Source organism: Cytobacillus sp. OWB-43 (assembly GCF_034651445.1).
Taxonomy (GTDB): domain Bacteria; phylum Bacillota; class Bacilli; order Bacillales; family Cytobacillaceae; genus Cytobacillus; species Cytobacillus kochii.
Genome location: NZ_JAYEFF010000001.1, coordinates 1,354,118 through 1,375,901, shown reverse-complemented (window position 1 = coordinate 1,375,901; position 21,784 = coordinate 1,354,118). Strand labels below are relative to the sequence as shown.

General features: G+C 36.9%; 22 protein-coding genes. 19 read left to right on the top strand and 3 right to left on the bottom strand.

Annotation, left to right across the window (positions count from 1 at the left end):
• Positions 1-48 precede the first annotated feature (48 nt).
• The gene (locus tag U9M49_RS06660; protein WP_307313227.1) at positions 49-708 is read right to left on the bottom strand and encodes a DUF4397 domain-containing protein; all 660 of its coding nucleotides are present in this window, start codon (positions 706-708) and stop codon (positions 49-51) included.
• A gap of 208 nt (positions 709-916) precedes the next feature.
• Here U9M49_RS06660 and msrA point away from each other — a divergent pair, with 208 nt between their 5' ends.
• The 3 genes from msrA to U9M49_RS06645 all read left to right on the top strand — a co-directional run bounded on the left by msrA (position 917) and on the right by U9M49_RS06645 (position 2,819).
• Positions 917-1,462 (top strand): peptide-methionine (S)-S-oxide reductase MsrA, encoded by a 546-nt coding sequence (msrA, locus tag U9M49_RS06655; protein ID WP_095372871.1) that lies wholly within the window; start codon positions 917-919, stop codon positions 1,460-1,462.
• Entirely contained in the window at positions 1,455-1,892 is a 438-nt protein-coding gene (gene msrB / locus U9M49_RS06650) for a peptide-methionine (R)-S-oxide reductase MsrB (protein ID WP_095372872.1), read from the top strand. Before msrA ends, msrB begins: the two co-directional genes overlap by 8 nt.
• A 147-nt stretch (positions 1,893-2,039) precedes the next feature.
• The gene (locus U9M49_RS06645; protein WP_180316955.1) at positions 2,040-2,819 is read left to right on the top strand and encodes an IclR family transcriptional regulator; all 780 of its coding nucleotides are present in this window, start codon (positions 2,040-2,042) and stop codon (positions 2,817-2,819) included.
• Positions 2,820-2,830: 11 nt separating this feature from the next.
• Here U9M49_RS06645 and U9M49_RS06640 read toward each other — a convergent pair whose 3' ends face one another.
• Together U9M49_RS06640 and U9M49_RS06635 are read right to left on the bottom strand one after the other, a co-directional pair.
• Positions 2,831-3,919, bottom strand: coding sequence for a DUF3500 domain-containing protein (locus U9M49_RS06640; RefSeq protein ID WP_307313234.1), 1,089 nt, complete (start codon positions 3,917-3,919; stop codon positions 2,831-2,833).
• A gap of 77 nt (positions 3,920-3,996) precedes the next feature.
• Positions 3,997-5,085 carry a GDSL-type esterase/lipase family protein gene (locus U9M49_RS06635; RefSeq protein ID WP_322909527.1) on the bottom strand — a complete coding sequence of 363 codons (1,089 nt, stop codon included), beginning with the start codon at positions 5,083-5,085 and terminating at the stop codon, positions 3,997-3,999.
• Between the two features lie 206 nt (positions 5,086-5,291).
• Here U9M49_RS06635 and U9M49_RS06630 point away from each other — a divergent pair, with 206 nt between their 5' ends.
• The 16 genes from U9M49_RS06630 to U9M49_RS06555 all read left to right on the top strand — a co-directional run bounded on the left by U9M49_RS06630 (position 5,292) and on the right by U9M49_RS06555 (position 21,757).
• Positions 5,292-5,465, top strand: a complete 174-nt coding sequence (locus U9M49_RS06630) for a YjcZ family sporulation protein (protein WP_095372875.1) — start codon at positions 5,292-5,294, stop codon at positions 5,463-5,465.
• A gap of 173 nt (positions 5,466-5,638) precedes the next feature.
• Complete coding sequence (locus U9M49_RS06625; protein WP_322909526.1) at positions 5,639-6,613, top strand: S66 peptidase family protein; 975 nt, start codon at positions 5,639-5,641, stop codon at positions 6,611-6,613.
• Between the two features lie 330 nt (positions 6,614-6,943).
• Positions 6,944-8,314, top strand: a complete 1,371-nt coding sequence (locus tag U9M49_RS06620; RefSeq protein WP_307313243.1) for an aspartate aminotransferase family protein — start codon at positions 6,944-6,946, stop codon at positions 8,312-8,314.
• Positions 8,311-9,003: a CoA transferase subunit A gene (locus tag U9M49_RS06615; protein WP_095372878.1), complete on the top strand. Its 693-nt coding sequence runs from the start codon at positions 8,311-8,313 to the stop codon at positions 9,001-9,003. Before U9M49_RS06620 ends, U9M49_RS06615 begins: the two co-directional genes overlap by 4 nt.
• Positions 8,988-9,650: a 3-oxoacid CoA-transferase subunit B gene (locus U9M49_RS06610; RefSeq protein WP_095372879.1), complete on the top strand. Its 663-nt coding sequence runs from the start codon at positions 8,988-8,990 to the stop codon at positions 9,648-9,650. The genes U9M49_RS06615 and U9M49_RS06610 overlap by 16 nt, the downstream gene beginning before the upstream one ends.
• 108 nt (positions 9,651-9,758) lie before the next feature.
• The gene (locus U9M49_RS06605; RefSeq protein ID WP_095372880.1) at positions 9,759-11,027 is read left to right on the top strand and encodes a peptidase; all 1,269 of its coding nucleotides are present in this window, start codon (positions 9,759-9,761) and stop codon (positions 11,025-11,027) included.
• A gap of 90 nt (positions 11,028-11,117) precedes the next feature.
• Positions 11,118-12,539, top strand: coding sequence for an aldehyde dehydrogenase family protein (locus U9M49_RS06600; protein WP_322909525.1), 1,422 nt, complete (start codon positions 11,118-11,120; stop codon positions 12,537-12,539).
• A gap of 70 nt (positions 12,540-12,609) precedes the next feature.
• Positions 12,610-13,470, top strand: coding sequence for a putative beta-lysine N-acetyltransferase (gene ablB, locus U9M49_RS06595; protein WP_322909524.1), 861 nt, complete (start codon positions 12,610-12,612; stop codon positions 13,468-13,470).
• Between the two features lie 75 nt (positions 13,471-13,545).
• Complete coding sequence (locus U9M49_RS06590) at positions 13,546-14,961, top strand: sigma-54 interaction domain-containing protein (protein ID WP_322909523.1); 1,416 nt, start codon at positions 13,546-13,548, stop codon at positions 14,959-14,961.
• A 218-nt stretch (positions 14,962-15,179) separates the two neighbouring features.
• On the top strand, positions 15,180-16,595 hold the full coding sequence (gene ablA / locus U9M49_RS06585; protein WP_095372884.1) for a lysine 2,3-aminomutase: 1,416 nt from the start codon (positions 15,180-15,182) through the stop codon (positions 16,593-16,595).
• 10 nt (positions 16,596-16,605) lie between these two features.
• On the top strand, positions 16,606-16,896 hold the full coding sequence (locus U9M49_RS06580) for a YokU family protein (protein ID WP_095372885.1): 291 nt from the start codon (positions 16,606-16,608) through the stop codon (positions 16,894-16,896).
• 68 nt (positions 16,897-16,964) lie between these two features.
• Complete coding sequence (locus tag U9M49_RS06575; RefSeq protein ID WP_095372886.1) at positions 16,965-17,183, top strand: YozE family protein; 219 nt, start codon at positions 16,965-16,967, stop codon at positions 17,181-17,183.
• A gap of 677 nt (positions 17,184-17,860) precedes the next feature.
• Entirely contained in the window at positions 17,861-18,667 is an 807-nt protein-coding gene (locus tag U9M49_RS06570) for a GntR family transcriptional regulator (RefSeq protein WP_180316956.1), read from the top strand.
• Between the two features lie 38 nt (positions 18,668-18,705).
• On the top strand, positions 18,706-19,725 hold the full coding sequence (locus tag U9M49_RS06565; protein ID WP_322909522.1) for a tripartite tricarboxylate transporter substrate binding protein: 1,020 nt from the start codon (positions 18,706-18,708) through the stop codon (positions 19,723-19,725).
• Between the two features lie 45 nt (positions 19,726-19,770).
• Positions 19,771-20,223, top strand: a complete 453-nt coding sequence (locus U9M49_RS06560; protein WP_307313261.1) for a tripartite tricarboxylate transporter TctB family protein — start codon at positions 19,771-19,773, stop codon at positions 20,221-20,223.
• A gap of 28 nt (positions 20,224-20,251) precedes the next feature.
• Entirely contained in the window at positions 20,252-21,757 is a 1,506-nt protein-coding gene (locus U9M49_RS06555) for a tripartite tricarboxylate transporter permease (RefSeq protein WP_095372890.1), read from the top strand.
• Positions 21,758-21,784 lie beyond the last annotated feature (27 nt).

Below are 21,784 nucleotides of genomic sequence, written 5' to 3'. Positions count from 1 at the left end.
ATACCAGCTACAGGTTTTTATATGAACGAATAAGAAAAGTTCTGGCAGTTATTGAATAAGTACCATTAGTTCTAATGGTGGATCTCCTGTCACAGAACCAAAGATATAGATAAGATGTTGCTTTTGAGGCTGTAGGGGAAAGCGAAACGATGTGAGATAATCTCTATAAGGGTAACCGTAAATACAGCCTTGAAGCATACTAGGCGAAAGATTCATCCATTTACTCGATTGCTTGTATTGTATGAGTGGCAATTCCTCACTTTTGGGTGCTAATATTACCGGTTTGAATGATGGACCATCAGCTACCAGATGAATAAATTTTGCATTGAGTGAATTTGGTATAGCGATACTAGTTGGTGTATCAGTATATTTCATGTCATTTGCTTCACCTGAGAGTGCGATATTATGCAATGTTTCGGGGAGGACTTCAATTTTTCTACTAAGTAAAGATGAGACCATGACGTCAGTTGGATAAATATCAATATGGTAACTAGAGGCAGGTAATGCAAGTTTATTAGTCAATTGTTTATAAGAAATTTGTTTGTATATCTTGACACCATTTATAAAGATATCTATCATTTTGCTACTTGAAGAGAGATGAAAGAATTGGATATAGCCTAATGCATCTAAGTTCTGATTCAGTAGTTGATTGGCAGGTGACGACATTTTTTGTAAGACCTTTTGCTCTGAAGATGATTGCTGCACCATTAGTTAAGCCAACCTCCTTACTTATGATTTTTCATTATTGTATTCATCGAAATGTTTAATGCGCTAAAAAATTATAGAGAAGAGGGTTTCGGAGACCATAAGTAGAAATTGAAGGTTGTTTATTTGCATCTACATCCACTTTTCTTTATCTTAGTGTTACAAGCTATTTCTTTAAGAGCTAAGGAAAATAAAAATGAGGTGTGACAAGATGGCGAATAATAATGAGGAAAAAGCGACATTTGCCGGTGGTTGTTTTTGGTGTATGGTTAAACCATTTGATGAGTTACCGGGCATTAAAGCGGTAATATCTGGTTATACCGGCGGTGATAAAGAAAATCCAACTTATGAAGAGGTTTGCTCGGAAACGACTGGTCATTATGAAGCGGTGCAAATCACGTTTGATCCAACGATTTTCCCGTATGAAAGATTACTTGAACTGTATTGGCAACAAATTGATCCAACCGATACTGGTGGTCAATTTTACGATCGGGGCCAATCTTATCAGACGGCTATTTTTTATTATAATGAACAGCAGAAACAATTGGCCGAAGCTTCAAAAGAAAAATTGGAGAAAGAGGGGCCCTTTAAAGATCCAATCGTGACAAAGATATTACCAGCAAAAGCTTTCTATCCTGCAGAAGAGTATCATCAACATTATTATAAGAAAAATCCAACTCATTACCAGGCTTACCATCAAGGCTCAGGTAGAGCAGGGTTTATTAAACAAAATTGGGGTGAGAAAAAAGATGAGTGAGAAAAAAGATTTGAAGAATAAATTAAATGAGATGCAATTTTATGTCACACAAAATAATGGTACGGAACCGCCATTTAGAAATGAATACTGGGATGAATTTAGAAAGGGAATTTATGTTGACATCGTCTCAGGTAAGGCGTTATTTAGTTCAACCGAAAAGTATGATGCAGGCTGTGGTTGGCCAAGTTTTACCAAACCAATAGAAGAGAAAGAAGTATTAGAAAAAGAAGACCACAGTCACAATATGGTTCGAACAGAGGTTCGTAGTAAGGAAGCTGATTCTCACTTAGGTCATGTGTTTAATGATGGGCCAGGTGAGAATGGATTAAGATATTGTATTAATTCAGCCTCTTTAAAATTCATACCATATGAAGATATGGAGAAAGAAGGCTATGGGCGTTATCTGAAATTATTTGCTGAAGAAGCTTAATATAAGTGTATTTAGACCAAGGGGGATTCACTTTAGTTGAATCCTTCTTTTCATTTCCCAAGAAATCTTTTTCCGCTTGTGGAAAGGTTTTGAAAATGGTAAATTTATTGTAAAGTAAATATTATTTAAGAGGTGATGGATGCATCCATGAATGATCAAATGTTTAAAAAGAACTATTCGATGCAAACCTTACATAAAGCATTACAAATTCTACGATCTTTTTCTTATGAGCATAAAACTTTGTCATTAACAGAATTACATAAACGTACGGGTCTATCTAAACCTAGTTTGCAAAGATTGCTTTCTACCCTTGTTTATGAAGGCTTATTACATAAAAATGAAGAAACAAAAAGATATCAGTTAGGATTAGAGTTATTGTTTTTAGGTCATTTAGTAGAAAAAAACTCAAGTTTTTTAAACATAGCCGCCCCGGTAATGAAAGAAATGTGGGTGAAAATAGAAGAGTGCATTAGTTTAAATGTGATTGAAAACGAAAAAAGAAAGTGTATAGATTTTATCGCAAGCAGTCATCAACTACAAACAATGATTACGGTGGGACAAGAATCACCACTATATGCAGGCGCTTCAGCAAAAATATTATTGGCTTATTTCCCAGCAGACATCCAAAGAGAGTATTTAGCAAAAATCCAATTCGAACCTCTTTCAAGTACGACGATTATTGATAAAGATGTCTTATATGAGGAGCTACAATCTATTCAACAAAGAGGATATGCCAAAAGCAATGGTGAAAGAGTGAAAGGTGCGATTTCATATAGTGCACCGATATTTAATCCTCAAAATGAAATTTTAGCAAGTATATCTATTACCATCCCGTCTGTTCGTATTGATGATTATGAAGAAGAAGAGCTAGTTGAAACTGTCATTGAAGGAGCCAGGATTATAACAGGTAAGATACAGAAAAATTAGACTGATGTTATTTACTTCAATATCCCCCCATAATCATTTAATTTATCGCGCCATATAGAATGTACATGTGCTTGTTTTTTATTGGCAACGCCCTCTTTACTATAGATTTCTATCCAAATTTGCGGTCCATCAATACGAAAGTAGCTACCCGGTCGCTTGATTGAAGTTGAACCAGCCCAAGCAATCGTCGTTTTCTGAAGTTGTTCCTGAGATAAATACGTGTGTAGCAATGCCTTTCTTGCTTCATAAGGTGCATGAGCGACCCATTCCTCAATCATGTGTTTTACTTGTATTTGTTGCTCTGTATTTAGATTTTTTATAAGTAAACCTTCTTGAGTGGGAAACGATTGGTCATTTCCGGGGCCTAGTAAAATGTCGTTAAACTCATCATTAAGTTTACTTTGCTGTTTTTGCTCATTACATAAAGATAGTAAGAGTGCATGGACAGCATTTACTTTTGCATTCATTGGATGATACGTACGATTATTTATTTGAAAAATACGAGGTTGCGTCCCCGTAAACTCAGGGGTAATCGTCGTTTTTGAACGGTTAATGAAAATATTCTCTGCAAGATGATGCCCTGTTAGTTGAATCATCCAAGGTTTTGTATAGGAAGGGTTTCCATGTATAGAGATATAATATTCTTGTGCCCCCCATTTAAATGGAGGGTTCTTGATTGTTGTTGATAAAAAGTAATCAGCTTTAATGATTTCTGTCATATGCTCAAAGCCAAGTGGACTGAGATTTGCTTGAAGTAATAACATGGCGAGTATAAAACTTTGTGTATTTAGTTCAGACAAGGGAACGCCATTTCTACTTGCTTGATTAATAGGTAGATTAGACCATTTATGTGCAATTGCCTTATTTAGTGGAAGGATCATCTCTTCTTTTTGTTCTTCATTTAAACTTTCGAAAAGTTGATGAGCAAGTTTAACTGATTCTTCCTTACTCGTAATATGGGGTTCATCTAAGATATGGTTGAGTTGTTCAAGAATGTAGTCTTGTTCTTGTAATTCTGCCGCTGTTGGAGCAAAAGAGGCAAGCACATGATTGGAATATATGAAGGCTATGAAAACGAGTAATACTAAACATCGATACATGAGAAAAACTCTCCCTGTCTTTTTTTGTTAATGTGTGTAAAGGAAGGAGAGCTCATTCACTTATTTTGAAAAACGGTCTAGTTCGTACCCTCGGTAATGATCGTTGAAAGAAATATTTCCGCTTTACCTGAGTCATTAAAGATGGATTTTTGCTTGGACACAGTAAATGTAACTTGATGAATACCTTTCTCTAAACCGCTTGATATATATAGATGTCTTTCTTTTTCTAAAGGCCACCACGTTGATAATGTTCGTACAGGCTGACCGTCAATATAAATATCGAGCATGCCTCCTGCAGGGTGACTCTTCACTTTCATCCCGAGAAAAGTTCCAGAGAAGGAAAATTTGATTGTTTCTCCAGCATCTTCACTATACCAGTAAATACCTTTATATGGATGACTGGCATGTGTGTAGGCAGAAGATTGTTGTAAGGCGATATTTACGTCATCATGAAGAGGAGCAGCTAGTACAGCTATTTGCGTATCCTGATTCATCAAATTTTGTGTTTCTTGAAAAATCGCTTCGGCATAAAGTTGATAGCCTCTATCGTTTGGATGTACAAGGTCTGTCGTTAATTCAAAGGCAGAATAAGTTGATTCACTAAATACAGGTCGTAAATCAATATTTTTAGCTAAATAATGGGCTGAGATATCTGTGATCTTTTGAATGAATAATTCATTATCTAAAGGTGATTCTGTTAATGTATATATTTCTGTATCAGGATAATCTTTCTTTACTTGCCTAAGAAGTCCTTCATAAAATTGGGCAAACTGCTTTTCATTCATATATTTTCGGTCATTTTCCCCGAACACAATAAAAGTTAAATCGATGCTTCCTAGGTGCGGAGTGGCGTTCAGCTTATTTAACCCTTCAAAAGCAGTGCTTCCGCTTTGTACAACCATATGACGTTTAAAATCAACATCATATGTATCTTTCATTTTATTTTCCCATATTTGAAACCATCTTTTATTTGGCTCTGATGCCCCTGATCCTCTACCAATACTATCACCGATGATTAAATAGTTAATTGTTTTTTCGCTTCCTACTTTTTCATAAAAATTCTCTACTGATTGATCTCCCTCCACTTTAGGTTCTTGAAAGAATTGAAATAAAAATATAAATCCAATACATAACATGGAACATAGGAGGAGTGATTTTCTTTTCATTCTTTGTACTCCTTTAAATATGACAATTTTAGATTACCCAATTTATCTTGTAATTAAATTGTATGAGATGAAAACGCTTTACGTCTAGAGGAAAAAGAAAAAAACTGACATTCTAAAAAAATTGGGCAAAAACACATGCAGGACAAGAACCTATGTCATATGATGATTTTGAAAATGCCTAAAACAAAAAGAGGAGTGGAATGATTATGAATTACGGATATGGATGCGATCCTTGTGCTCAACAAGTTCAACCTTATTATAGCTATCCAGTAGGTGGATACGGTGGTTGTGGAAATGGAGCATTCGGTGGCTTTGCGTTAATTGTAGTATTATTTATCTTGTTAGTAATCATCGGTGCTAGCTGGTGTGGTAACTGGTAATAATAAAGAATAAGGAGGGGCTTTTAGGAGTCTCTCTTTTTTTTATCAACATATTTGTCAGTGAATAACAAGTGGAAAATCGTTGAGTGATTATAAACAAGATTTCATTTATCTTGTCGAAATTAGATGAAAATTACGGTAAAATAGAAAGAAAAAAGTGGATGTGTACATAGATGTTTCCAAAGAGATTACAATCAGGAGATGAAATCAGAATCATTGCTCCTTCAAGAAGTATGGCTGTCATAAAGGGTGAACAAAGAAGATTAGCAGAAGAACGGTTAGCTAATTTAGGATTTAAAATAACATATGGTCAATATGTCCTCGAACATGATGATTTTTTTAGTACAAGTATTGAGCAAAGAGTGGCAGATATACATGATGCGTTTCGTGACCCGAATGTTAAAGCGATTATAGCTGGTATAGGCGGTTATAATACCAATCAATTATTAAAATCAATTGATTATTCATTAATCAAGAACAACCCAAAGGTTTTTTGTGGGTATAGTGATATAACAGCATTGCTAGCTGCCATTCATCATAAAACGGGCTTAATTACATACTCCGGCCCTTTCTTTGCTGATTTTGGTATAAAATATGGGTTTGAATATACACTCAATAGCTTCCTTCAAGCAGTAACGACTGATGGCATGTATGAAATTGAACCTTCGGATAAATGGAGTGATGATCCATGGCATCTGGAGCAAGATGAAAAGCAGTATATAGCATCCGAAGGCTATCCTGTTCTTCAAGAAGGAGAGGCAAGCGGAAAATTAATAGGTGGAAATTTATCAACATTAACGTCATTACAAGGGACAGAATATATGCCTTCATTGAAAGGTGCGATTATCTTTATAGAGGATAATGAAGAATCACATCCCTTTCTTTTTGAACGGGGGCTGCAATCTTTGCTACAGCAAAAAGATGCGAATGAGATAAAAGCGATACTTATCGGGAGATTTCAAAAGGAATCACAGGTTACAGATTATTTCTTAAAGAAAATGATTGAATCGAAAAAGGAAATTAGCGGTGTTCCAATTATTGCCAATATTGACTTTGGACATACAAATCAAGCAGCGACGATTCCGTTTGGGTCGTATGCTACCATTAAAGCGGAAAAAGAAGATGTGGAGATTTTTGTAGGTGAATAGATAGGGAAACAGTGTACTCATGTAATTGGGTATACTGTTTTTTTATTCGTTAAGTCATTAATACACAAATCAAGCTGACTTCACACTTAGAGCCTCCGTCAAATCCCTCATTCAATTCATAACAATGGCAACTAAAATATTCTTTTAAATCTTTAAGAAAGTTTTACATTTCTCAAACATACAATTGAAATAAAAACATAAATCAATCTGATTCGCCCGCTCCAAAAAAATAATAATACTTCATTGCTCGTTTACCTCACATGTTATTGGTAGGTTTTAGCGGGTTTTCTTTATGTACGTTTAAATGCTCGATTAGTAAGGGGGATGGGGATGGACCGCACATATTTAATCAAACCTGTAATAGATGCAGAGTATCCAATGATTGATTATGGCAAGGGTGTATATTTGTACGATAGTGAGGGGAAGGAATATCTCGATGCTTCATCTGGAGCGATTACGGCAAATATCGGTCATGGAGTTCAGGAAATTATTGATGCAATGACAGAACAGGCTAAGCGAGTATCTTTTGTATATCGCTCACAGTTCACAAGTGAGCCAGCAGAAAGGTTAGCCAAGAAAATAGCAAGTTTATCCTTCCCAGAGTTGAATTGGTGTTTCTTTGTCAATAGCGGGTCGGAAGCAACAGAAACTGCCATGAAAATTAGTATTCAATATTGGCAAGAAAAAGGTGTGATGACCAAGACAAAGGTTTTATCTAGATGGATGAGTTATCACGGAATCACTTTAGGTGCACTTTCTATGTCAGGGCATACTGGGAGAAGAGCGCGGTTTATTCCCCTATTAGAAGATTTTCCAGTAATTCAACCTCCTTATTGTTACAGGTGTCCGTACAATAAAGAAGCTCCTGAGTGTGGTTACCTCTGTGCAAATGAGTTAGATAATATGATTAGAAGGATAGGGAGTGAGCATATTGCTGCTTTTATAGCGGAGCCGATCATTGGGGCATCGGGGGCAGCTATCACTCCACCGCAAGATTATTACAAGATTATTAAAGAGATTTGTGAGCGCCATCAAATCTTATTTATTGCGGATGAAGTAATGACGGGATTTGGACGCACAGGTACAATGCTCGCTTGTGAGCAGTGGGGTGTTGAACCAGATATCGTTACATTAGGTAAAGGGATGGGGGCGGGATACACGCCGATTGCTGCTACTTTAGTCGGTGATCATGTGATGGAACCGATTGTCTCAGGTTCTAAGACCATTATGGGAGGGCATACTTTGAGTGCTAACCCTCAAGCCTGTGCCGTTTCACTCGCTGTCATAGAATATTTAGAAAAGAATAAAATTATACCTGAAGTAAAGAAAAAAGGTGAATATTTAAAAGCAAAGTTATTACAGCTACAAAAAAGTTTTTCATTTATCGGGGATATAAGGGGAAGAGGTTTAATGCTGGGGATAGAGTTTGTCCAGAACTTTGTAGAAAAGAAGCCATTCCCTAGGGCGATGAAAGTAACCGAAAGTATGATTAGTATTGCTCAACATCATGGGTTACTTGTTTATCCTGCTGGAGCAGGTTCAGACGGTGTGAATGGAGATGCAGTTATGATTGCCCCCCCTTTGAATATTACTTTTAAAGAAATGGATGACTTAATTCAACGCTTGCAAGAAACCTTACAACAATTTACGAACTTTTATTTAAAAGAAGTCGAGTTAAAGTTAGAAGGTGATGAAGAGTGAAACAGGCACTCAATAAAGTTTCATCTATTGAAGAAGTGGATCACTTATTTTTTGACGGTATGACATTAATGTATGGTGGTTTTGGTGGGGTAGGATCACCGCCGACACTGATTGAAGCGATTAAGCAAAAAGGGGTCTCACAGTTAAAGCTTATTGGTAACGATACTGGGTTTCCTCATATTGGTATTGGAAAAATCGTTAGCCTCGGCCGTGTGTCCCATATAATTACTTCTCATATCGGCTCTAATCCGATTGCAGGCCAATTAATGACAGATGGGAGGATGGCGGTTGAATTTTCTCCACAAGGGATACTGGCAGAGCGTATCAGAGCTGGCGGTATGGGGTTACCAGGGATTTTATCAGATATTGCAATCGATAATGATATCGTACAAAAGGGCAAGGTTTTTTGTGAAATCGCTGAAAAGCGCTATATGGTTGAAACGGCGTTAACAGCGGATATTAGTATCGTTTATGCTAAGAAAGCAGATACATTTGGTAATCTCATTTTTGATAAAAGTGCAAGAAATACGAATCCCCTTTGTGCGATGGCAGGAGACATTACCATTGCTGAAGTAGAAGAAATTGTTCCAGTTGGAAGTTTACAGGCAGAAGAAATAATTACGCCTGGTGTATTTGTTGATTATATCATCCAATCTGAGGGGGTTGACTGGAAATGGGCTTGGCAATAGAAAAGCGTAATCGTATGGCCAAAAGAGCAGCTGCAGAAATCAAATCTGGAATGGTTGTGAATCTCGGCATAGGTATACCCTCATTAGTACCTAATCATCTCCCTAGAGATTTTGCCGTCATGTTTCATGCCGAGAATGGCATTATTGGGATGGGACCGAGCCCCATCCATGGCGAAGAAGATGAAAACTTATGCAATGCCGGTGGATTTCCTGTTTCTTTAGTTACAGGTGGTTCTTATTTTGATAGCGCGCTCGCTTTTGGCATGATTCGTAGGGGTAAGGTGGATTTAACCATTTTAGGATCATTACAAGTGAGTGAAACCGGTGATTTAGCTAATTGGATTGTCCCGGGTAAAAAGGTACCGGGGATGGGGGGGGCAATGGAGCTAGCCCAAAAAGCGAAAAAAGTGATCGTCGTCATGAATCAAACGGATAAACACGGTCAATCGAAAATTGTGCAAAAATGTAGTCTTCCTTTAACCTCAACTGCTTGTGTCAATATGGTTATTACAGATATGGCAGTTTTTTCGGTTGAGAAAAATCGTGGATTAGTTCTTCATGAGGTCTTTAAACCTCATACTATTGATGAAGTATTACAACTTACTGATGCAACTGTGTCACTCCATGACAAGATTATTTTTTCATAGGGCAAAGGAAAATACTTAGCATTAGCGAATAACTGAAAAGAAAGCACTTTTTCCACATGATTTAACCTTTTTCACCATCGACGATATCTTTAAAGGAGTGGGGCTTCGATGAATGAAGATTTAAAACTCAAAGACTGGTTAAATGAAAATCGAGCGAGGGGTACACGTTTTTTACAAAGGCTTGTTCAAGAAAAAAGTACGCGTGGAAACGAGAGTAGTGCACAAGCAATTATTATTGAAAAATGCCGTAAATTAGGGCTTGCCCTCGATATATGGGAAATTGGAGATGAAGAGCTGCTTAAACATCCTGCTTATTGTTCTGATAGAAAGGATTATAGTGGTAATCCAAATGTAGTGGCTGTTCTAAAGGGCAAAGGAGACGGCAAATCAATCATTTTAAATGGTCATATTGATGTTGTACCAGAAGGGGATATAAATGACTGGACAGATGATCCGTTTAGTGGGCATATCCAAGAAGGTAAAATGTACGGTAGAGGTACAACAGATATGAAAGGTGGAACAGCCGCATTACTACTCGCTTTAGAAGCGATTATTGCTTCAAATATTAAACTGAAAGGTGATGTTATCTTTCAAAGTGTGATAGAAGAAGAAAGTGGAGGAGCAGGAACATTAGCAGCTGTTTTAAGAGGTTACCAAGCGGACGGCGCAATCATACCAGAGCCTACTAATATGAAAGTATTTCCAAAGCAACAAGGGTCAATGTGGTTTCGTGTATCTGTGAAAGGTAAATCAGCACATGGTGGCACCAGATATGAAGGAATCAATGCCATTGAAAAATCGATGTTAGTCATAGAAGGACTTCAGCAGCTAGAGAGAGTGCGAAATGCGAGAATTGACGATCCTTTATATGAAAATATACCCATCCCTGTGCCAGTGAATATTGGCAAAATTAAGAGTGGAGATTGGCCATCTTCTGTACCGGATATAGCTATAATTGAGGGCAGGATCGGTGTAGCTCCTCATGAGAGAATGGAAGACGTAGAAAAAGAATTAGAAGCGGCCATTGATGAGGTGTGTGTGAAAGATGGATGGCTATCAGAAAATATACCAAGTATTGAATGGTTTGGAGGCAGGTGGCAACCGGGGAATCTAGAAAGTGATCATCCATTAATCACTACTGTCGGTAAAGCTTTTGAAAGGGTGACAAATAAAGAAGCAATCATTGAAGCCTCTCCGTGGGGAACGGACGGAGGCATCTTATCAAACGTTGGTCATACACCGGTTGTTGTCATTGGTCCAGGTGTCACAGCTTCTGCTCATGATGCTAATGAATATATTTTTTTAGATGATGTATTTGAGGCTGCTGAGGTAATTGCCCTCTCCATTGTTTCATGGTGTGGCATGGTTGAAGAGTAAATAGATAGTTGCTTAGGTTAGTTGTTGGTTGCAGTAGGGTAAATAATAGATAAACAAACAATATTAAAAGATTAGTAGGAGGCAATTTAGATGCAGCAATTATTATGGATTAACGGAAAACATAAAAATACGCAAACGTTAAAAGCACTAAAAAGTCCTTATAACCAAGAGGTAATAGCAGAAATCGCTCAAGCTTCATCAAATGAAGTAGAAGAGGCGATAGAATCAGCAAATGAAGCGGCGAAAAAAATGAGAGAAATGCCTGCTTATCAAAGAGCAGAGATTTTAGAATCTGTTGTTGAACAATTAAAGGCGCAAAGACAAAATTGTGCTGAGATCATTGCAAAAGAAGCAGCAAAACCGATAAAAGCGGCATTAGCAGAAGTAGAGCGGACCATTATGACCTATCGATTTGCCGCTCAAGAAGCAAGGAATATCCAAGGTGAAACAATCCCTATGGATGCGGCTCCAGGAGGAGAGGGAAGGGTGGCTTACACTGTTCGCGAACCACTTGGAGTTATTGCTGCGATTACCCCTTTCAATTTCCCTATGAATCTTGTTGCTCATAAAGTTGGTCCTGCAATTGCAGCTGGAAATGCTGTTGTGCTTAAACCAGCAAGTCAAACTCCGCTATCAGCCTATAAAATCGCCGAAATGTTTCAAGAGGCAGGTCTTCCAGCAGGTGCGCTCAATGTTGTTACAGGGAGCGGGAGTATAATTGGCGATGTTTTCACCAGTGATGAACGAATTGCGATGATTACTTTTACGGGCTCGCCTGCAGTTGGAAAATCAATTAAAGAAAATGCTGGTTTAAAAAGGGTGACGCTTGAATTAGGATCCAATTCAGCTGTTGTTGTTGATGAACATACAAATATTGAAAGAATCGTACCTCGGATTGTTGCTGGAGCTTATAATTTTCAAGGTCAAGTGTGTATTTCCGTACAAAGAGTCTTCGTTCATCAAAATGTTTTTGCTTCTTTTGTGAAAGCCTTTGTTGCTGAAACCAAAAAGCTTAATTTAGGAAACCCCCTCGATGACCGAACAGATGTATCAGCTTTGATATCTGAAGACGATACAGTGAGGGCTTCAGCATGGATTGATGAAGCGATAAGGAATGGTGCTGAGTTAGCATATGGAGGAAGAGAAGAAGAGGGTGTACTGCAACCAACTATATTATTAAATACAAGGTTGGATGATAAAGTTTCTTGTGAGGAAGCCTTTGCCCCGGTCGTTCATATTAATGAGTTTGCTTCATTTGATACTGCACTTGATTGGGTGAATCAATCTAAATATGGGTTACAAGCAGGTGTGTTTACAAATGACTTGCAAAGAGCGTTTCAGGCTGCGAAAAAGCTGCATGTTGGTGGTGTGATGATTAATGATTTCCCAACATTTAGAGTAGATCATATGCCATATGGAGGCGTGAAGGAAAGTGGAACAGGTAGAGAAGGAATAAAATATGCGGTGGAAGAAATGACTGAAATGAAACTAGTAAGCTTTCGCTTAGCGTAAGGAACCAAATGAGTGACAGAATATGAAGGCTCGGCGATAGCCGGGCTTTTTCTATAATGGAGGGCGAAAAATGGTTGAAATTATACAGGAAAAACTGTGTACAAATCATTACGTAATGGACGTTGTAAAGGATTTCTATAATAAACGAATAAGGATTGATGATTATCGTGGTGATATGTGCGCAATTATAAAAAAAATAACTGAAGTTTCCGATGAACATGAGATTGAAAAGGTAATAATTAAAGCAAGAAAGGAGGATTTTGAAACGCTGATACAGAATGGTTTTCTATGTGAAGCTACCATAAATCGCTATTTTCTTGGGTCTGATTTATTCTTTTTCTGTAAGTATTATCAAACAGAAAGAAGAAGAAGTGATGACTGGATAAAAGAAGATGAGATTGTTGAAAATGTTTCTAAATTGTCAAAGGAGTTTCAAATAAATATCCCACCCGCAGACTATCAATTAAGAAGAATGACAGAAAATGATGCCAAAGGGTTGGCTACACTTTATCGGGCTATATTTGAAGTATATCCAACGCCTCTTCATGACCCCGAGTATATTAAGAAAACAATGAATGATGGTACGATTTATTTTGGTTATGTTTATGCAGATGAAATTGTAAGCGCTGCTTCAGCAGAAGTAAATAATGAGTATAAAAACGCAGAGCTAACGGATTGTGCTACTTTAGTGGAACATCGTAAGCATGGACTAATGAAAGTGTTATTACAGAGATTAGAGAAGGAACTTGCAAATGATGGAATCTTTTGTGCTTATTCGATTGCTCGTTCTTTATCTTTTGGTATGAACGCAGCCCTACACCAATTAGACTACGTCTATCGTGGAAGGTTAGGAAAGAATTGTTATATTTTTAATAAACTCGAGGATATGAATGTTTGGGTAAAAGATTTATCAACAACGATTTTAAAATAATTTGCCCAAAAGTTGGCAGTGTATGACAAATTTTCGGCACCTCATCTGTATTTATGGAATAGAGGGGGAATGAGATTGACAAGCGAGTACGGTATTTCTAAAGAGGTCTTATCTGCAATTTTAAATAGCATAGACGAAGGGATTCATGTTGTTGATCAATATGGCTATACGATCTACTACAATGAGATAGCGGCCAAACATGATGGTTTAAAAATAGAAGAAGTGTTAGGAAGACCACTTTTAGACGTTTTTCCCTCGTTAAACAAAAATACGAGCACATTGTTTAATGTCATGCAAACTCAGCAACCAATGATCAATGAACAGCAAAGTTATGTGAACTTATATGGAAAACAGATTGAGACCGTCAATACTACTTTACCGATCGAGCTTGATGGGAAAGTTGCTGGTGCGGTTGAAATTGCGAAAGATTATTCGCGAATTAAAGAACTGAATGATAGTTTGATTGATTTAAGATCAAAAGTAAAAAGCAAAAGAAAAACAGCAACAAGTCATTCACATGCAACCAAATATACCCTTGATAGCTTATTAACAAAAGATGAGAAAATGATAGCGGTAAAAAACGAAGCAAAAAAACTAGCCCGTTCACAGTCACCGATGCTTGTAATTGGGGAAAGTGGAAGCGGAAAGGAATTATTTGTTCAAGGAATACATGATGCATCACTCTCGGCAAATGCTCCCTTTATTGCACAAAACTGTGCTGCTATTCCAGAATCTTTATTAGAAAGTGTCTTATTCGGGACAACGAAAGGAAGCTATACTGGTGCCATGGATCGGCCAGGATTATTCGAGTTGGCTGATGGGGGCACATTATTTTTAGATGAGATTCATGCGATGCCTATAGAGCTACAAGCGAAGCTATTACGTGTGTTAGAAGATGGTCAAGTGAGGAGACTAGGAAGCACAACAAACACATATGTGAACTTTCGCGTCATTGCGGCAATGAATATTCACCCTCAAATTGCCCTGGCAGAAGGGAAAATACGAGCAGACTTATTCTATCGTTTAAATGTACTCACGTTTGAATTATTACCTTTAAGAGAAAGGAAAAAAGACATTGTTTTCTTAACTGAACATTTCATTAAGCAATATAACGAGCAATTTTTAAAAAATATTACAGGTCTACACCCACAAGTACAGCAGTTTTTTTTCAAGTACAAATGGCCAGGAAATGTCAGGGAACTTAAGCATACGATTGAATATATGATGAATGTGTGTAATGGATCAACCCTGACTATTCAAGACCTCCCTCTAATGCTTAAACAATATGTAAAAGAAAAGAAGGACTCTACTAAACAAACTGACTTTGCCCTGCGTCCCGCTTTAGCCAAATTGGAGAACCAATTAATAGAGGAAGCCATCAACCAGACAGAGGGAAATATATTAAAAGCAGCTAAATTGTTACAAATTCCAAGGCAAACGCTTCAATATAAACTACAAAGGCTTGAAGTGATATCAGGTGCTAAAGAATGATAGGGGATGACTAAGCTTTGACATAATAAATGTTCTTCTTAAAGTGCCGAATAATCGGCATTTTTTTTATGATCACCATTTGTTAAGAGCCCTTCTATTAGCTGTTCCCTCCATTTGTATCCACTGTGTAGGTGTTCGCATATCTTATTCTTAGAATGAAATAGTTGGCATGGCTTTTGCATAATAAAATTGACGACTACTTTGAAGGGGGAAATCATGTGAAACAGTTTTTGTATAAGCCAAAAAGGCATTGGAAGGATATCGAACTTTGGAAAGACGTACCTGAGGAAAAATGGAACGATTGGTTATGGCAACTAACCAATACGATAAGAACGTTAGATGATTTAAAAAAGGTTATTGATTTAACGCCTGAAGAAGAAGAAGGGGTTAAAATATCAACGAAAACCATTCCATTGAATATTACACCTTATTATGCCTCACTTATGAGTCAAGATGATCCACGCTGTCCGATTCGCATGCAATCTGTACCCATTTCAGAAGAAATTCATAAAACCAAATATGATTTGGAAGATCCACTTCATGAGGACGAGGATTCGCCTGTTGCTGGATTGACTCATCGTTATCCAGATCGTGTCCTCTTCTTAGTAACTAATCAATGTTCTATGTATTGCCGTTATTGTACAAGGAGAAGGTTTTCCGGTCAAATTGGCATGGGTGTGCCGAAGAAACAATTAGATGATGCAATTGAGTATATTAGAAACACACCTGAAGTTCGTGATGTCCTCATATCTGGAGGAGATGGTCTATTAATCAACGATAAAATACTTGAGTATATTTTAAAAAGCTTGCGAGAAATTGATCACGTGGAAATTATTAGAATTGGTACAAGAGCACCTGTCGTATTCCCGCAAAGAATCACGGAGAATCTATGTAATATTTTGAAAAAGTATCATCCAGTCTGGTTAAATACCCATTTTAATACATCGATTGAAATTACTGAAGAATCGAAAAAGGCTTGTGAAATGTTAGCAAATGCTGGTGTGCCAGTAGGTAATCAATCAGTTATTTTGGCAGGAATCAATGATAGTGTAGCAATTATGAAGAAACTGATGCATGACTTAGTTAAGATTAGGGTAAGGCCGTATTATATTTATCAGTGTGACTTATCTGAAGGGATTGGCCATTTCCGTGCACCTGTTTCAAAAGGGTTAGAGATTATTGAAGGCTTGCGAGGTCATACTTCAGGATATGCTGTGCCAACCTTTGTGGTCGATGCGCCAGGAGGAGGAGGGAAAATTTCTCTTCAGCCGAATTACTTGATCTCACAAAGTGCTGATAAAGTAGTCTTAAGAAACTTTGAGGGAGTAATTACGACTTATCCAGAGCCTGAAAACTATGTCGCAGGTAAAGCTGATGATTATTTCCAAGGTGTATATGGAGATATGGAAGATATGAAATCAAAAGTAGGTATTGCGGGCCTATTGAATGATGAAGCATTTAATCTTGTCCCAGAAGGACTATCAAGATTAAATCGTCGTGATAATTATGACCATGATCCATCTCATAGTAATTTGAAGAATCGTAGGGAAAAACGTGACGAGTTAAAAGAAAAGAAATACCAAGCAGAACAAAAGAAAAGGTCAGAGTCGGAAACGGCAGCTTCTAATGAGTGAGGTGATAACAATGCATAGCCATTGTACATGGTGTGATAGTAAGCATATTGAAGAGACAAAAGCCAGTGTGTTTTGGGAGCTCCCAGATGGCACGAGAGCAATAGAAATTACCCAAACACCATCTATTTTGTGCCAAGACTGTGATATGGAATATCAACCTGATGAACAAGTTAAAGAAATTGAAGATCAACTTTTTTTAATTGATACGAAAACAATAGATAAGGAGATTTCTTTTGCTGAATTGATGGCTAGACCACGATTGCTTAAGAGAAATTATTTTGATTTCTCTCATTTAGATTAACCTAATGCTTGATTTGTTATTAACTTTCCTTCATGATGTAGAAAAACGGATTAAAGGAAGTTGGTACGATGGCAAAATCTTTTTATCATTTTTTAATGACCTACCGCCATCCTGAACCAAAGGATGAAATAAGTATTTTTGCAAACGATGCTTACCTTGATCATAGTTTTCCTAAAATGTCTAAGAACTATCAAGAAATCAGTTCTTACCTTGAGTTAAACGGATCTTATTTAGCAACGATGACTGTCTTTGATGAAGCGTGGGAACTATATAATCATAAGGGATAAATGCTTAGTGTTACTCAATTTCTTCGCCTATGATTCTATTAATATGGTGTAGACTTACGTTTTATATAAGAGAGTAGGAAGTAAATTTAAAAGTACCTTATAGAGTAGATACGTAAAAGATCTACCTAAAGGTGCTTTTTATTTATAATTGACTTGGGTATGACCGCCGTGTTTTATACTCCCTAGCTAGTAACATAATATCTTTGATAGGATCAAGGACCATAATCTTCATATGAAGTGAATGACATGTTTATTTAATGAATTGCCTATAATAATGGAAATATAATATTAAGAATAAATTGACAATTACAAATAGTTTTAATAAAATGTTAGTTAATAAGCTAGGCATACGCCCAAATCTTCGTTAGGAGGGGTAATAGAAAAGAGATATATTTAGAAAAAGCTGTAGGAATAGCTTGGTGTTTATACGCCCGTTTGCCATACCTTAATCATAAGGGCGAATATATCAGTATTTTTTTAACTTGTTATATAACGTCTACATACATGTATAAATGTATGGTGGAGTTTGAAGTTTCTAAACCAAAAGAAGTTGGGAATTTAAACTAAGGGTGAAATGAGACTTATTAAAGAGCTTATCCCAATAGTTTTCCTGAAAAAAATTTTTTTAAGTTTATATATAACATCTATATACATGTATATATGTGAGGAGAGTTATGATGACTATTAATCGTGAAAGTTATATACCTTTATATAAACAAATTGCTCAAGACCTTCAAAGGAAGATTGAGAATAACATCTTTGAGCCAGGACAGAGATTACCTAGTGAACATGAATTAACAGAAGAATATGGGGTAAGCAGATTAACGGTTCGAAAATCAATAAAACTTTTATTGGAAGAAGACCTAATTATCATTCAACAAGGAAAAGGTATGTATGTTAAATTTCCAATCATTCAAACGGACATTATGAACGATGTATTAGACGTGCAAAACTTTAGAGGATTTTATGAAACTTTAACAGGTCAAGGTCTAAACGTGAAAATAAAGTTAGTCAAATACGGCGAAGAAGAGATACCAAAAAATATTGCCGAAGCACTAGAATGCTCGATGGATACTAAAATACGTACAATATACCGAATATTTTATTTGAAAGATATGCCGATCGCTTTTAACATTACCTATTTATCCCCTGAATTAGTTTTTACAGAAAAGATGATCGATGAAGTGGAGCACCAACCATTAAGTACATTGTTAAAAACAAGCCAAGATAATTCTCTGCTGGGTCTTGAGGAAATAAGATGTTCAATAGGGGTACGTCCTGTTTCGAAGGAAATAGCAAATAGGCTAAACGTCCCTAATAACCAGCCTCTAATGACATTAAGCCGAGTATTTTACTATAAAGATGCTTCTCCTCTTGTAGCAGGGCTCATGTATCTAAATACAGACTGTTATCAATTCACTATTAGAAGTAACAGTAAAGATAATAATGATAAGCCGACTTTAGAGATGTTATCAATTTACTGATAAAAAATAAATTTAAAATTAGGGGGGAATATTTTAATATGAAAAAAATGAAAGCGCGTTCATTCGTTGTTGTTTTGCTAGTTACATTAGTAATGCTAGTTTTATCCGCGTGTAATTCATCAGATGTTGCATCTTCGTCTGAAAAAGCAAAAGAAGAAAATGAAGGCTTACCAGAGAATTATCCTAATAAATCTATTGATGCACTTGTTGGTTTTGCTCCTGGTGGTGGTCAAGACCTAATTATGCGTACAACGGCACAAATTTTAAATGATGCAGAGATAATAAAACAATCTTTTGTCGTCACTAATAAAACAGGTGCTGGAGGTCGTATTGCAAGTGAAGAATTAGCGAGGCAAAATAGTGATCCTTACAAGTTAATAGTGATTCCTGAATATGGTCCAGGTTGGGACCCAAGACTTAGTTTAAAGTTTTCTGATTTCCAACCTATTGCTTCCCTGGCTACTAGTGAACTATTTATCTATGTCCATAAAGACTCCCCATATGAAACGATAGAGGAGTTGTTAAGTTCATTAAAATCGGAGAAAGATGTAACTATTGGTACACTCGGTCCAATTGATGGGGGTGAAGCCTTTAAATGGGATCTAATCAAACAAGGTGCAGGTATTGATAAATTAAACTTCGTTCCAATGGAAGGGGCTTCTGAAGGCTTGACGGCTGTACTCGGTGGCCAAATTGATACAACCTTAGGTGTACTTCCATTAATTAATGACTATATCAAAACAGGTGAAGTGCGAGTGTTAGCTGTCCTTTCAGAAGAACGTTCTAAAGATTTACCAGATGTCCCGACTTTAAAGGAATCGGGAGTGGAAGTTGCTTTCCATCGATATACAGGAATTTGGACAGGTGGGGACGTTTCAGCTGAGGTTGTTAATTATTGGGCAGAAAACCTAGAGGAAATGACAGAAACAGATACCTGGAAAACATTTTTAAAGAACCGTGGTTTGTCTCCTTATTATCTAAATACGGAAGAATATACAAAATTAATTGAAGAAGAAGGAATAGAGTTTAAAAAATATTTGGAAGATTTAGAAAAATAATTTTCTTGTAATTATTAAATTTCATTTCTCGAAAGGAGGTTTCGTATGTTCGTTGAGCGCTATTTTGGATTGTTTTTACTGTTTATTAGTATTGTTTTTCTCATCATGTCGTTTGGTTTACAAGTATATTCGACTAATCTGGGTGCGGTTGGAGCAGGCTTTTTTCCACGAATCATTTCCATATTATTATTCCTGCTTCTTTGCTTCCACCTTATGCAGATAATGAGATTAAAGAAAAAAGAGTCAGAAGAAGAAGTCGATAAAAAAATCCGATTTCAACAAGTTTTCATTATCCTCTTTCTTGCAGTGACGATTGGATTATCACACTTCATTGGCATGCTAGCAAGTATAGGGGTGTTTATGTTCACCATTTTAGCATTTGTGCAGAAAATACCTTGGTTTAAAGCGTTTACCTTTACCATTGTTGTTTTGATTTTGATGTATTTGATTTTTGAATTGTGGTTAGATAGTCCGCTACCATTGGGTATTTTTGGATGAAAAATAATTCATTTCTGGGGGTGAGATTTTGTTATCGGAATTATTAACTGGATTTACAACGATGCTTTCAAGTCCAGAAGCAATGCTCTGGTGTGTAATTGGTGTAACTTTAGGCACAATCATCGGTGCATTACCTGGCTTGGGTCCTATTACCGGCATGGCCCTTCTGTTACCTTTAACGTTTAAGATGGACCAGTTAAGTTCTTTAATTTTATTAATGAGTATTTATTTAGGATCGATGTATGGGGGACGGATTAGTTCAATTTTAATCAACGTACCTGGAGATGGTGGCGCCATTGTGACAACATTCGATGGTTACCCATTGGCGAGAAAAGGAAAAGCCGGGTATGCCTTAACATTAAGTGCGATTGCTTCATTTGTTGGGGGCGTTTTTGGGTTTGCAGGTATGGTATTTTTAACCACCATCCTTGCTAGATATGCACTCATGTTTGGACCCACGGAATATTTCTCACTCATCTTATTTACGTTGATTGTAGCTTGTGGGTTAACGCAGAAAAATCCATTAAAACCAATTATCGCTACATTGTTAGGTCTGTTACTATCAACTATCGGAACAGATATGGTTACAGGTGAGGAACGTTTAACTTTTGGCTTTGTGGAATTATGGGATGGAATGAATATCGCTGTCATCGGTATTGGGCTTTTTGGTATTTCAGAAGTACTGTTTAGGCTTGAAGAGAAAGTAACTACAAGAGGGATGAAGACAGATATAAAATTCTCCTCTTTATTTCCAAAAGTAAGTGAGGTTGTTAGTAACACGGGTTCGATGATAAGAGGATCAATTATCGGATTTATCGTAGGGGTTTTGCCAGGACCCGGTGGTCTTCTATCCACGTTTTTGTCTTATACTGTCGAGAAAAAGTTGTCGAAGAAACCTGAGGAATTTGGAAAAGGTGCCCCTGCTGGATTGAGTGGTCCAGAAGCTTCCAATAATGCGTCAGTAGGTGGTGCACTTATTCCTACATTTGCTTTAGGTATCCCTGGTTCCGCTTCTGCAGCCATATTGATGGGGGGACTCCTTATGGTTGGCTTACAGCCTGGGCCGCTTTTATTTGAAAATTCTTCAACCATCGTGTGGGCATCATTTGCAGGCTTTTTCATTGCAAATGTATTGCTGTTAATATTAAACGTTGCTTTTGTGCCTGCCTTTGCCTTTTTAATCCAAAAAATTGAACTGTTCCTAGTTCCATTTATTGCTGCATTTTGTTTTATTGGTGTTTATATGATTAATTATAGTTTTTTTGATATCTGGCTTATGATCATTTTTGGACTGCTAGGTTATTTTTTTAGAAAAACGAATTTCCCGTTAGCACCGTTCTTTTTTGCATTTATATTAGGACCAATGCTTGAGGATAATCTTAGGAAAGCAATCTTGACTGCCACAGGTGATTTAACCGTATTCTTTAAAAGCCCGATCTCACTATTTTTCCTAATAGCAACAGCTATCGTTCTAGTACTTCCACATATAAGGAAAAATAAAACAGAAAAAGATTCTTCCACTAAAAACATGTAAATAGGATAAGGAATCGTCATCGTTTGG